This is a genomic window from Mesorhizobium sp. M7A.F.Ca.MR.176.00.0.0, assembly GCF_004023165.1.
Classification (GTDB): domain Bacteria; phylum Pseudomonadota; class Alphaproteobacteria; order Rhizobiales; family Rhizobiaceae; genus Mesorhizobium.
Genome location: NZ_RZTC01000078.1, coordinates 1 through 11,179, shown reverse-complemented (window position 1 = coordinate 11,179; position 11,179 = coordinate 1). Strand labels below are relative to the sequence as shown.

The following is an 11,179-nucleotide window of genomic DNA, read 5'->3' as shown; positions in this document are numbered from 1 at the left end:
GCGGCGCCGACCCCCACCCCGCTGCTTTGCAGCGACCCTCCCCACAAGGGGGAGGGTAAAAACTCAAATCGCGGCGGTAATAATAATCTCGACCAGATAGTCCGGGGTGGCGAGCTTTGCTTCGCCGGTGGCACGGGCTGGCGTGTTGCCCTGCGGCACCCACTTGTCCCATTCCGCGTTCATCTCGGCAAAGGTGCTCATGTCGGCCAGCCAGATGATCGCCTGCAGGATCTTGGTCTTGTCGGAGCCAGCCTTGGCCAGCAATTCGTCGACAGCCGCCAGGATGTCCCTGGTCTGCGAAGCGACGTTGCCGGTTGGCTGGCCGACCTGACCAGCCAGATAGACGGTATTGCCATGGATGACGATCTGGCTCATGCGCGGGCCGACATCGATGCGACGAATGCTCATTGGATGGTTCCTTCCTGTGACGGTTGCGCTTCTTTAGAGTCGCGGCCGGCTTGGGGCAAGGTCGCCAGGTCGAATCCCCTTGGGCCAACGGCATATGGCATGCACACACGGCAAGTTGCCCCGCGGCCGCAATTCCGCCGGATTGGCTTGTTGACTAATGTAATAACATCACATATCCAATCGGCCGCTGCCAGCAGCCGGATTTCGCCGCCTACGGATCGCAGAATGACAAATACCTGCCTGACATTCCGCGACCTGACGCTTGGCTACGGCAGCCATCCGGCGATCCATCATCTCGACGGCACCATCCGCAAGGGCTCGCTGACCGCTGTGGTCGGCGCCAATGGCTCCGGCAAATCGACGCTGATGAAAGGCATTGTCGGCGTCCTGAAGCCAATGGCCGGCGAGGTTATCCGCGCGCCCGGTGTACGTGCCGCCTATCTGCCGCAGCAATCGGAGCTCGACCGCTCCTTTCCGGCACGGGTGGTCGATCTGGTTTCGCTCGGCCTGTGGCCACGACGCGGCCTGCTTGGCCGCTACACCAAGGAAGATCGCGATGACGTCAGCAAGGCGCTGATGGCGGTCGGCCTCGGCGGCTTTGAAAAGCGCCCGATCGACACGCTGTCGGGCGGTCAGTTGCAGCGCACGCTGTTTGCGCGCGTCCTGCTGCAGGACGCCGACCTCATCCTGCTCGACGAACCCTTCAACGCCGTCGACGCCAAGACGGTCGGCGACCTCATTGCCCTGATCAAGCACTGGCACGGCGAGGAACGCACCATCATGGTTGTCGTCCACGATCTGGACCTGGTGCGGCAGAATTTCCCCGAAACGCTGCTTCTCGCCCGCCAGCCGATCGCCTGGGGCGAAACCAGGGAAACGCTGAAACCTGACAACCTGTTGCGCGCCCGCCGCTTCCACGAAGCCTGGGAAGAAAATGCACCCTGGTGCGAGCCGGGCGAGGACGCTCATGGTGACGATCACCATGGCCACGATCACCATGACCATCGACACGGCGTCGGACCGAGGGCTGCCTGATGGACATGCTTTACGGTCTTGTCATCGCGCCCTTCGCCGATTTCGGCTTCATGCAGCGGGCTTTGATCGGTTCGCTGATGCTGTCGCTCGGCGCCTGCCCTATCGGCGTCTTCCTGATGCTGCGGCGCATGAGCCTGTCGGGCGACGCGATGGCGCATGCCATCCTGCCCGGCGCGGCCGCCGGCTTCCTGTTCTATGGGCTGGAGATCCTGCCGATGACCATCGGCGGCCTGATCGCCGGCGTCATCGTCGCGCTCGGCGCCGGCGCCGTCTCGCGCTTCACCATACAGCGCGAGGACGCCTCGATGGCGGCGTTCTATCTGATTTCGCTCGCCATCGGCGTGCTGATGGTATCGATCCGCGGGTCCAGCGTCGATCTCATGCATGTGCTGTTCGGCACCGTGCTGGCGCTCAATGATGAGGCCCTGACGTTGATCGGCGGCATCGTCGCGGTGACGCTGGTCAGCCTCGCCATCTTCTGGCGGGCGCTGGTCGCCGAATGCCTCGACCCGCTGTTCCTGCGCTCGGTCAGCCGGCTCGGCAGTCCGGTGCATTTCATCTTCCTCGGCCTTGTCGTGCTCAACCTTGTCGGCGGCTTCCAGGCACTCGGCACGCTTCTGTCGGTTGGGCTGATGATGCTGCCGGCCGCAGCTGCCCGCTTCTGGACAGCTCGCGTCGAGCCGATGTGCGTGCTGGCGGTGCTGATCGGCTTCGCCTCCTGCGTCGCCGGGCTGCTTTTGTCCTATCACGCGTCGCTGCCATCCGGCCCGGCCATCATCCTGTCGGCCGGCGTCGTCTATTTCGCCTCGATCCTGTTTGGCACGCGCGGCATTCTGCGCGCGCGCATCATCCATCACCGTCACAGAACGGCCTGATCCCCGCCCCTAGAAGGAGACCCGTCTATGCTGAAATCGATCCATGCCGCCCTGGCGATGAGCGTTATAACATTAACCGCCTTTGGCGCATCGTCGGCCTTGGCGGCACCGCTGAAAGTGGTCGCCAGCTTCACCGTCATTGCCGATTTCGCCAAAAATGTCGGCGGCGACCGCATCGACGTCACCACCATCGTCGGGCCGGATGGCGACGCCCATGTCTACGAGCCGAGCCCGGCCGATGCGGTGGCCATGGCCAAGGCCGACATCGTTCTGGTCAACGGCCTGCATTTCGAAGGTTTCCTGCAGCGGCTGGTCGATGCCAGCGCCACCAAGGCGTCTATCATCACCTTGACCAAGGGCGTGACGCCGATCGATTTCAAACCTGAATTCGCGGATGCCGACGCGGCCGAAGGTGCCGGCACCGACGGCCGCAAGACGGTCACCGATCCGCACGCCTTCCAGTCGATCGCCAATGCCAGGATCTACGTGAAGAACATCGCCGAGGCTTTCTGCGCAGCGGATGCGGAAGGCTGCGTCAGCTACCAGACCAATGCCGCCGCCTACACGAAGAAGCTCGACGCGGTCGAAGGCGAAGTGAAAGCGGCGATCGCCTCAATCCCGGAGAGCAAGCGCGTCGTCATCACCTCGCATGACGCCTTCGGCTATTTCGAACACGCATACGGCCTGACCTTCCTCGCCCCGCAAGGCATCTCGACCGACTCCGAACCATCCGCCGCAGACGTCGCCAAACTGGTCAATCAGGTGAAGCAGGACAAGGCGGCTGCGATCTTCGTCGAGAACATCACCAACCCGCGCCTGATCGAACAGATCGCCAGCGAAACCGGCATCAAGGTCGGCGGCACGCTCTATTCGGATGCGCTGTCGCAGCCCGACGGCCCGGCCGCGACCTATATCGACATGATGCACAACAACATCCGTCAGATCAAAGGCGCCATTCTCGGCAGCTGAGTATGGAGGATTGTCCAGCCGGGCCGCATCGGCCCGGTTGGATTTCCGGCACGCAGTGTCTATTTGGCAGAGAATTCCTTCGGTACGGATTGCCGCCCATGTCGGGGAGTGGCAAGACTGCCGCCTGACCAGTTTGCGAGGATGCTGCCATGGAATACCGCGAAATCAGCGAGGACTATTCGGTTTCGGGCCAGATCCAGCCTGAGGACGTCGCCGCCATCAAGGAAGCCGGCTTCAAGAGTGTCATCTGCAACCGGCCCGATGACGAACAGCCCGGCCAGCCTTCTGCCGACACCGTCAAGGCGGCGGTCGAAGCCGCAGGGCTCGCCTTCCGCTACATCCCCGTCATCAGCGGCCAGATCACCGCCGAGAATGTCGAGGATCAGGCCGAAGCGCTCGACGAGCTCGACGGCCCGGTCTTCGCCTATTGCCGCTCCGGCGCCCGCTGCACCAATCTCTATGGGCTGATCCAGCAGTCGAAGGGTTGATCCGCCCAAGATTTAGATCGGCAGCGCGCCGGTCTCCTTCAACGTCTCCAGCACGATCGCTGTCTTCACGTGCTGCACGGATTCGTGTGGCAGGAGCACGCCGTTGACGAATTCAGACAGCGATTTCAAGTCGGGCGTCACCACTTTCAGGATGTAATCCATCTCGCCGGTCAGCGCGTGCGCTTCCTGCACCTCAGGCAGCCGCGCCACCAGTTCACCGAAGCGCCGCGCATTGTCGCGGTTGTGCGTGGCGAGCGTGACCGAAATGACGTTGACCAGGGAAAAACCGAGCTTGTCGCGGTCGAGAACGGCGCGATAGCCCTTGATAAAGCCGTCCTCCTCCAGCCGCTGGCGGCGGCGCGAGCATTGCGACGCCGACAGGTTCACCCGCTCCGAAAGATCGTTGTTGGTCAGCCGCGCATCACCCTGCAACAGCGCCATTATCTTGCGGTCAAACTGGTCAATGCGCGCCTCATCCATGGTTTTTCCTCACATCATGCACGCTTCACGCATGACATCATCATTTCAAGCGTTTGAATGCAAGCACCGTGCGCCTCCTCCGCGTTATGATCGTGTCAAATGGCCTTTTCAGGCCAGGCCAGCTTTCGGAGGAATATCATGGGTCCCTTCCCGCACGACGCCCCGCCCGCCACGATCAGCAAGGACAACCCCGCCGGCACGGACGGTTTCGAGTTTGTCGAATTCGCGCATCCGGAACCGGAAAAACTGGCTCAACTGTTCACCCGTATGGGCTATGTCGCGGTGGCCAAGCACCGCACGAAAGACGTCACCATCTGGCGGCAGGGCGACATCAACTATGTCGTCAATGCCGAGCCCGGCTCGCATGCGATGAAGTTCGTCGACAAGCACGGCCCCTGTGCTGCGTCTATGGCCTGGCGGGTGGTCGATGCCAAGCACGCCTTCGACCATGCCGTTGCCAAGGGCGCCACGCCTTACGAAGGCGCCGACAAGGCGCTCGACGTGCCGGCAATCGTCGGCATTGGCGGCTCGCTGCTCTATTTCATCGAGACCTATGGCAAGAAGGGTTCGGCCTATGATGCCGAGTTCGAGTGGCTGGGCGAGCGCGACCCGCGGCCGCAAGGCGTCGGCTTCTATTACCTCGATCACCTGACCCACAATGTCTATCGCGGCCAGATGGACAAGTGGTGGGATTTCTATCGCAATCTGTTCGGCTTCAAGCAGATCCATTTCTTCGACATCGACGGCAAGATCACCGGCCTGGTGAGCCGCGCCATCACCTCGCCCTGCGGCAAGATCCGCATTCCGCTCAACGAGTCCAAGGACGAGACCAGCCAGATCGCCGAATATCTGAAGAAGTACAATGGCGAGGGCATCCAGCACATTGCTGTCGGCACCGACGAGATCTATGCCGCCACCGACAGGCTGGCCGAGAACGGGCTGAAGTTCATGCCCGGCCCGCCGGAGACCTACTACGACATGTCGTATGACCGCGTGAACGGCCATGACGAACCGATCGAGCGGATGAAGAAGCACGGCATCCTGATCGACGGCGAAGGCGTCGTCGACGGCGGCATGACCAAGATCCTGCTGCAGATCTTTTCGAAGACCGTGATCGGCCCGATCTTTTTCGAGTTCATCCAGCGCAAGGGCGACGAAGGTTTTGGCGAGGGCAACTTCCGCGCGCTGTTCGAATCGATCGAGCAGGATCAGATCAAGCGCGGCGTGATCAAGGTGGACGGCAAAGCGGCGTAAGGTTACTCTCGCTGCGGCCCGGCTTTGGCTTAAGGTTGGGCCTAGCGAGGTCGAGCCGTGCACGTCTCTATTACGGAAGCCAGAGCCAAACTGTCGGAACTCGTCAGGCGTGCAAATGCCGGCGAGGAGATCGTAATCACCCGGCGCGGCAGGGTCGTAGCGCGTCTCTTGCCGCCCCCCGGCAAGGAAAGACCTATCGGCGCCACCGCTGCTCTGAAAGGGCCGAGCGGCTTGACGATTAATTAGAGCCCCAACCGCTCGACCTCTCTCTCCCTCAGCTTCGCATCATGATAGAGCAGAAACTCATCCAGTTGCGGCGGCTTGACCGACGTCCCCGAAAGCATGGCGTGCACCTGGCCGCGATGATGGATGTCGTGCAGGAAGACATGGGCGAGGATGTCGCCGATGCGCTCGGGGATCATGCCGTCCTCGCGCCGGTCGGTGATAACCTGCCGATCGAGGTCGTCGGCCGACAGTCTATAGCAAAAGGCGATCAGCCGCCGGTCGGCTGCGACCTGCACCGCAAACAACGCCCCCGGCTCGTCGAGGGGCACGAAGTCGTCATGGGCGGCAGCACCGAGACCACCCTCTTCGAGAAAATCGAGGTAGAGAAGATCGACCGCAAGGATGTGGTTGAGCGTCGCCTTGATCGATGGAAAGAAGCTGGTGCGTTCGGCCTCGAACTCGCCTGGCTGGAGCGACAGCACCGCGCGGTAGAGCCGGTCGTTCGACCACAGATTGTTGCCGGCCATACGGCGCAGATGGTCGAGCAGGTTCACGAGATCATCCCCCTGCCCGCATCAGATGCAAGCCTGCCCCCATGATCGCGAATCCGGCAAGAACGATCAGCAGAAGCCGGTTCATGCGCCGCCGCATGGCTTGCGTTTCCTCGTCGCGCGCGACGTTCATGTTGGTGATGGTGTGGAACATCATCGCCTTGCGCGGAAAGCCGCTGCGGTTGGTCAGGCCGGGCGATCGCGCCTCAATGCGGTAGCTCAGCCGGATCGCCTGGATGAAGACCGCCAGTATGGCGAGTGCCCAGACACCGGCCAGCAGATAGTCCCCCGTCATGCCCTTACCTCTCGTATTTCTCGACTTTCTGCTCAATGGCGCCGAAGATCGAATGCCCAGCTTTGTCCTTCATCTCGATGCGCACCGTGTCGCCGAAGCGCAGGAACGGCGTTTTGGATTCGCCTGACACAATGGTCTCGATCATGCGCAGTTCGGCGATGCAGGAATAGCCAGCGCCACCGGCCGAAACAGGCTTGCCCGGCCCGCCGTCGAGCTTGTTGGAGACGGTCCCCGAGCCGATGATCGTGCCGGCCGCCAATGGCCGCGTCCTTGCTGCGTGAACGATCAGCGCCGGAAAATCGAAGGTCATGTCGATACCGGCATTGGCCCGGCCGAACGGCTTGCCGTTGAGATCGGCGAGCAGCGGCAGGCTGACCTTGCCGCCGTCCCAGGCATCACCCAGTTCGTCCGGCGTGACCGCGACAGGCGAAAACGCCGAGGACGGTTTTGACTGGAAAAACCCGAAACCTTTGGCCAGTTCCGGTCCGGTGAGAGCGCGCAGCGTGACGTCATTGACCAGCATGACCAGCCGGATCGCCGCGCGCGCCTCATCGACACTGGCGCCCATCGGCACGTCGTCGACAATGACGGCGACTTCGCCTTCCATGTCGATGCCGAAGGCTTCGTCAGCCATGCGGATCGGATCGCGTGGCGGAATGAAAGCGTCCGAGCCGCCCTGGTAGATCAGCGGGTCGGTCCAGAAGCTCGCCGGCATCTCGGCGCCGCGCGCTTTGCGCACCAGTTCGACATGATTCACATAGGCCGAGCCGTCGGCCCATTGATAGGCGCGCGGCAGCGGCGAGTGGGCGTCATGCTCGTGGAAGCGCTCCGCCGGCATCGCATTGTTCTCAAGCGATTCCGCTATTGTCGCGAGATGCGGGGCGACGCGGCGCCAGTCGTCGAGCGCCGCCTGCAGCGTGCGCACCAGGAACGAGGCGTCGGTGAAGCGTGTCAGGTCGCGCGAGACAACGACGAGTTTTCCGTCGCGCGTCCCGTCCTTCAATGTGGCAAGCTTCATGCGGTTTCCTCTCCTGCTGCAGCTTTGGCGCTGCTTAAGCCTACAACAAGACCGTCGCGGGCGATCGTCAAGTCGCCAGCCCATGTTTTCCTGACAGCGGCAGTCCAATCGGCCTCGCCGATCCCGGGATCGTCGGCCGGAATGAGATGATTGAGCACCAGTCTCTTGACGCTGGCATCGCTGGCGATGCTGCCGGCCTCTTCGGCAAAGCTGTGGCTGGCGAGCAGGTGGTCTTTCAGCCGCGCGCCATTGCCGGTCCTGGCCACCAGCCGCTCGATGCCTTCTTCCAGCATCGCCTCGTGGACGAGGATATCGGCGCCTTGGGCAAAATCCGCGAGCGGCGGAAAGAAGGCCGTGTCAGCGGAGAACACCACGCTTTCCCCGCTGTGTTCGAAGCGCAGGGCAAAACAGTCGGTCACCGGCGGATGCTCGACGCGCAGCGCCGAAACCGTCAAGCCGCCCTGTTCGACCACTTGGCCTTCGCCGAATTCGACGATCGAAACCAGGTCGCGAATATCCGGTCGGCCTTCATCGACGATGCGGATCTCGATATCGAACTCCATCGCCTGGCAAAAGCGCTGCCAGTAATGATCCGTGCCGGGCGGGCCGAACACGTGGACCGGGGTCGCCAGACCCGCCGTCCAGGCGGTGTGGATCAGCGGGCCCAGTTCCAGCACGTGGTCGGAGTGCAGATGCGTGATGAAGATCAGATCGAGCGATTTCAGGCCGATGCCGGCATCGACCAGACCGCGCGTCACGCCAAGCCCGCAGTCGACGACGATGCTGCGGCCGCCGATCTGCAGCAGCGAAGAGCTTGGCCACGGACCGCCTGGCCGCAGCGCAGGGCCGCCCTTCGAGCCCAAAATCACCAACCGATCCGGCATTGGCTCGGTGCTCAAGACCAGTCGCCCTCGGGCGTGCCGTTGAAACGCTTCTTCAGATTCGCCCAGCAGTCGATGTAATTGTCCTGCCGGGTTTCGAGCTCGGCGCCGTAGCGGGTCAGCATCTGCGGAAATCGGGTCTCGAACATGAACGCCATGGTGTTGTCGAGCTTGACCGGTTTCAGGTCCGCGCGCGAGGCCTTTTCGAAGCCAGGCGCATCCGGCCCATGGGCCAGCATCAGATTGTGCAGGCTGATGCCGCCGGGCACAAAACCTTCTTCCTTGGCGTCGTACTGGCCGTGGATCAGGCCCATGAACTCGCTCATGATGTTGCGGTGGTACCAGGGCGGCCGGAACGTATCTTCCGCCACCAGCCAGCGCGGCGGGAAGATGACGAAGTCGATGTTGGCCGTGCCCTCCTCGCCGCTGGGTGCCGTCAGCACAGTGAAGATGGATGGGTCGGGATGGTCGAACAGCAGCGCGCCGACAGGCGAAAAGGTAGCCAGATCATATTTGTAGGGGGCGTAATTGCCGTGCCAGGCAACCACGTCCAGCGGCGAATGGCCGATCTCGGTGACATGGAAATTGCCGCACCATTTCACCATCAGCCGGCACGGGGTTTCCTTCTCCTCGAACCAGGCGCAAGGCGTCTTGAAATCGCGCGGATTGGCCAGGCAATTGGCGCCGATCGGGCCGCGGTCGGGCAGCGTCAACTTGGCGCCGTAGTTTTCGCAGACATAGCCGCGCACTTCGGCATCGACGAGTTCGACCTTGAAGACCAGACCGCGTGGCAGCACGGCGATCTCGCCGGGGCGCAGTTCGATGGCGCCCATCTCGGTGACGAAGCGCAAAGCGCCGACCTGGGGCACGACAAGCAATTCGCCGTCGGCGTTGAAGAAATGATCGTCAACCATCGAGCGGTTGGCGACATAGACGTGTGCCGCCATGCCCGTCTGCCCGAGCACGTCGCCTGATGTGGTGATGCTGCGCATGCCCTCAATGAAATCGGTCGGCTCCTTCGGCATCGGCACAGGGTTCCAGCGATACTGGCCAAGCGCCAGTTCATGGTCACCGACATTGGGCGCGCTCTTCCATAAGGGATAGCTCGCAGGCTTGAAGCGGCCAGTGTGCTTGACGCTCGGTCGGATGCGGTACAGCCAGGAGCGTTCATTGGTGCCGCGCGGCGCGGTGAAGGGCGAGCCCGAAAGCTGCTCGGCATAGAGGCCGTAGGCCGGCCGCTGCGGCGAATTCCGTCCCTGCGGCAGCGAGCCGGGCAGCGTCTCGGTTTCGAAGTCGTTGCCGAAGCCCGGCATATAGGAAAAGGCCATTGCTTCCTCCCCGGAATGGATCTCAATTGACCAAACTGGTTTCATTTGTAACCATTGAAAATGTAACCATCAATGGCGGCTTTGAAAAATGGCGATCAAGAGCGAAGCGTCCGACGCGCCTGAAATTCTCAATCTGGAAAATTTCCTGCCCTACCGGCTCTACCGGCTTGCCGACGCCGTCAGCCGCGAATTTTCGCGGATTTACAAGGATAGCCACGGCCTGACGCGGCCGGAATGGCGCACCCTTTCGGGGCTGGGGCAGCATGGAACGATGACGGCGTCTGCAATCGGTGAGCAATCGGCCATGCACAAGACAAAGGTTTCGCGCGCTGTCGCCGAGCTCGAACGGCGTCGCTGGCTGACGCGAAAACCGGACGAAAAAGACCGCCGTATCGAACATCTGACGCTGACCGGAACGGGACTTGCCGCCTATCGCGAGATGGTGCCGCTGGCCAAGGCGTTCGAACGGGATTTGCTGGCAAGGCTCAGCGCTGAAGAGCGCACGGCGATCACCAGCGGACTGGCTGCATTGGAGACCAGTCTGGTCCCGAGCAAGGGTTAGTCCAAGATCAAGCCAATCACTCTGAACGACGGAGTTCGAGCGAACCTGCGTGGGAACTCCCACCGCAGCCAAAGCATAGCATTGCTTTCGATTTGATCGTGATTTGCGTTGTCAGGCCGCGTATAATGCCCATTACACCGACGGGAGGACTACGATGAGCATTCGCGCATTAAGTGTCCTGGTGACGCTACTTGTAGGCACCTGCACATTTGCGCAGGCCCAGCAGACAAAGCCGATGTCGATCGAAGTGTTCCCTTTCGAATTGGAGGACAAGAGCGCCGGGGCGGGAATAATTCCCCCGGATGAATATGACAGGCGCTATTTGTCGGAATCGGCACAAGTTGCAAAGGACATGCTCTCCCAGTCTGGGCGTTTTACAGTAATTGATGTGCCGGCGAGGGATACAAAGGCTGCCGCGCCGCACGGATTGCGCAACTGCGCTGGTTGTGAAGGACCGATTGCCAAGGAGCACGGCGCGTCGCTTGCCTTGCTTGGCGTCGTAACGCGTGTCAACCGAACGGAACATACTATGTTCATTCGCATCCTTGACGCCGAAACCGGGAGACATGTTTCGGAGGGGTTTACCGATCTTCGCATGGGTGCGAACCACGCATGGCCCCGCTCCGTGAAATGGCTGATGAAAAACAGAATCCTGCGCTAGGCGGCATCTACCAGTCCATCACCACCTTGCCGGAACTGCCGCTGCGCATCGCATCGAAGCCGGCCTGAAAATCGTCGATGCCGATGCGGTGGGTGATCAGGCCGGAGACATCCAGCGGGCCCTGCACAAGCGCGATCATTTTGTACCAG

The 11,179-nt window shown here is 61.9% G+C and carries 15 protein-coding genes and 1 pseudogene; 8 read left to right on the top strand and 8 right to left on the bottom strand.

Annotation, left to right across the window (positions count from 1 at the left end):
• Window positions 1-63 precede the first annotated feature (63 nt).
• Window positions 64-408 (bottom strand): RidA family protein, encoded by a 345-nt coding sequence (locus tag EOB59_RS23420; RefSeq protein WP_127271894.1) that lies wholly within the window; start codon window positions 406-408, stop codon window positions 64-66.
• Window positions 409-633: 225 nt separating this feature from the next.
• On the opposite strand from EOB59_RS23420, the gene aztA reads away from it, so the two are divergent.
• The 4 genes from aztA to EOB59_RS23400 all read left to right on the top strand — a co-directional run bounded on the left by aztA (window position 634) and on the right by EOB59_RS23400 (window position 3,775).
• Window positions 634-1,443: a zinc ABC transporter ATP-binding protein AztA gene (gene aztA / locus EOB59_RS23415; protein WP_127322948.1), complete on the top strand. Its 810-nt coding sequence runs from the start codon at window positions 634-636 to the stop codon at window positions 1,441-1,443.
• Window positions 1,443-2,318 (top strand): zinc ABC transporter permease AztB, encoded by an 876-nt coding sequence (aztB, locus tag EOB59_RS23410; protein ID WP_127322949.1) that lies wholly within the window; start codon window positions 1,443-1,445, stop codon window positions 2,316-2,318. The genes aztA and aztB overlap by 1 nt, the downstream gene beginning before the upstream one ends.
• Window positions 2,319-2,345: 27 nt before the next feature.
• Window positions 2,346-3,287 carry a zinc ABC transporter substrate-binding protein AztC gene (aztC, locus tag EOB59_RS23405; protein WP_128289343.1) on the top strand — a complete coding sequence of 314 codons (942 nt, stop codon included), beginning with the start codon at window positions 2,346-2,348 and terminating at the stop codon, window positions 3,285-3,287.
• A 149-nt stretch (window positions 3,288-3,436) separates the two neighbouring features.
• Window positions 3,437-3,775 (top strand): TIGR01244 family sulfur transferase, encoded by a 339-nt coding sequence (locus EOB59_RS23400; RefSeq protein WP_127270126.1) that lies wholly within the window; start codon window positions 3,437-3,439, stop codon window positions 3,773-3,775.
• Window positions 3,776-3,787: 12 nt separating this feature from the next.
• On the opposite strand, the gene EOB59_RS23395 is transcribed toward EOB59_RS23400, so the two are convergent.
• Entirely contained in the window at window positions 3,788-4,255 is a 468-nt protein-coding gene (locus tag EOB59_RS23395) for an Lrp/AsnC family transcriptional regulator (protein WP_127270128.1), read from the bottom strand.
• Between the two features lie 138 nt (window positions 4,256-4,393).
• Here EOB59_RS23395 and hppD point away from each other — a divergent pair, with 138 nt between their 5' ends.
• Complete coding sequence (gene hppD / locus EOB59_RS23390) at window positions 4,394-5,509, top strand: 4-hydroxyphenylpyruvate dioxygenase (RefSeq protein ID WP_128289342.1); 1,116 nt, start codon at window positions 4,394-4,396, stop codon at window positions 5,507-5,509.
• 57 nt (window positions 5,510-5,566) lie between these two features.
• The gene (locus EOB59_RS23385) at window positions 5,567-5,755 is read left to right on the top strand and encodes a type II toxin-antitoxin system prevent-host-death family antitoxin (protein WP_127270132.1); all 189 of its coding nucleotides are present in this window, start codon (window positions 5,567-5,569) and stop codon (window positions 5,753-5,755) included.
• Here EOB59_RS23385 and EOB59_RS23380 read toward each other — a convergent pair.
• The 5 genes from EOB59_RS23380 to hmgA are packed head-to-tail and all read right to left on the bottom strand — an operon-like array spanning window position 5,752 to window position 9,807.
• Window positions 5,752-6,288, bottom strand: a complete 537-nt coding sequence (locus tag EOB59_RS23380; RefSeq protein WP_128289341.1) for a DinB family protein — start codon at window positions 6,286-6,288, stop codon at window positions 5,752-5,754. The two genes, EOB59_RS23385 and EOB59_RS23380, sit on opposite strands and share 4 nt — an antisense overlap.
• 4 nt (window positions 6,289-6,292) lie before the next feature.
• A complete protein-coding gene (locus EOB59_RS23375; protein ID WP_127270135.1) occupies window positions 6,293-6,580 on the bottom strand; it encodes a hypothetical protein in 288 nt (95 codons plus the stop codon).
• A gap of 4 nt (window positions 6,581-6,584) precedes the next feature.
• Window positions 6,585-7,598: a fumarylacetoacetate hydrolase family protein gene (locus EOB59_RS23370; protein ID WP_128289340.1), complete on the bottom strand. Its 1,014-nt coding sequence runs from the start codon at window positions 7,596-7,598 to the stop codon at window positions 6,585-6,587.
• Window positions 7,595-8,482 carry an MBL fold metallo-hydrolase gene (locus EOB59_RS23365; RefSeq protein WP_164895730.1) on the bottom strand — a complete coding sequence of 296 codons (888 nt, stop codon included), beginning with the start codon at window positions 8,480-8,482 and terminating at the stop codon, window positions 7,595-7,597. Before EOB59_RS23365 ends, EOB59_RS23370 begins: the two co-directional genes overlap by 4 nt.
• Window positions 8,483-8,493: 11 nt before the next feature.
• Window positions 8,494-9,807, bottom strand: a complete 1,314-nt coding sequence (gene hmgA, locus EOB59_RS23360) for a homogentisate 1,2-dioxygenase (protein WP_128289338.1) — start codon at window positions 9,805-9,807, stop codon at window positions 8,494-8,496.
• A gap of 88 nt (window positions 9,808-9,895) precedes the next feature.
• Here hmgA and EOB59_RS23355 point away from each other — a divergent pair, with 88 nt between their 5' ends.
• Window positions 9,896-10,369 carry a MarR family transcriptional regulator gene (locus EOB59_RS23355; RefSeq protein WP_127329839.1) on the top strand — a complete coding sequence of 158 codons (474 nt, stop codon included), beginning with the start codon at window positions 9,896-9,898 and terminating at the stop codon, window positions 10,367-10,369.
• Window positions 10,370-10,523: 154 nt separating this feature from the next.
• A complete protein-coding gene (locus EOB59_RS23350; protein ID WP_128289337.1) occupies window positions 10,524-11,030 on the top strand; it encodes a DUF2380 domain-containing protein in 507 nt (168 codons plus the stop codon).
• Window positions 11,031-11,037: 7 nt separating this feature from the next.
• On the opposite strand, the pseudogene tdh reads toward EOB59_RS23350, so the two are convergent.
• Window positions 11,038-11,179, bottom strand: a pseudogene (tdh, locus tag EOB59_RS23345) (L-threonine 3-dehydrogenase); the annotation flags it as partial.

Coding starts and splice junctions, on each gene's coding strand:
- EOB59_RS23420 (WP_127271894.1), bottom strand. CDS start 408: ATGAGCATTCGTCGCATCGATGTCGGCCCGCGCATGAGCCAGATCGTC.
- aztA (WP_127322948.1), top strand. CDS start 634: ATGACAAATACCTGCCTGACATTCCGCGACCTGACGCTTGGCTACGGC.
- aztB (WP_127322949.1), top strand. CDS start 1,443: ATGGACATGCTTTACGGTCTTGTCATCGCGCCCTTCGCCGATTTCGGC.
- aztC (WP_128289343.1), top strand. CDS start 2,346: ATGCTGAAATCGATCCATGCCGCCCTGGCGATGAGCGTTATAACATTA.
- EOB59_RS23400 (WP_127270126.1), top strand. CDS start 3,437: ATGGAATACCGCGAAATCAGCGAGGACTATTCGGTTTCGGGCCAGATC.
- EOB59_RS23395 (WP_127270128.1), bottom strand. CDS start 4,255: ATGGATGAGGCGCGCATTGACCAGTTTGACCGCAAGATAATGGCGCTG.
- hppD (WP_128289342.1), top strand. CDS start 4,394: ATGGGTCCCTTCCCGCACGACGCCCCGCCCGCCACGATCAGCAAGGAC.
- EOB59_RS23375 (WP_127270135.1), bottom strand. CDS start 6,580: ATGACGGGGGACTATCTGCTGGCCGGTGTCTGGGCACTCGCCATACTG.
- EOB59_RS23370 (WP_128289340.1), bottom strand. CDS start 7,598: ATGAAGCTTGCCACATTGAAGGACGGGACGCGCGACGGAAAACTCGTC.
- EOB59_RS23365 (WP_164895730.1), bottom strand. CDS start 8,482: ATGCCGGATCGGTTGGTGATTTTGGGCTCGAAGGGCGGCCCTGCGCTG.
- hmgA (WP_128289338.1), bottom strand. CDS start 9,807: ATGGCCTTTTCCTATATGCCGGGCTTCGGCAACGACTTCGAAACCGAG.
- EOB59_RS23355 (WP_127329839.1), top strand. CDS start 9,896: ATGGCGATCAAGAGCGAAGCGTCCGACGCGCCTGAAATTCTCAATCTG.
- EOB59_RS23350 (WP_128289337.1), top strand. CDS start 10,524: ATGAGCATTCGCGCATTAAGTGTCCTGGTGACGCTACTTGTAGGCACC.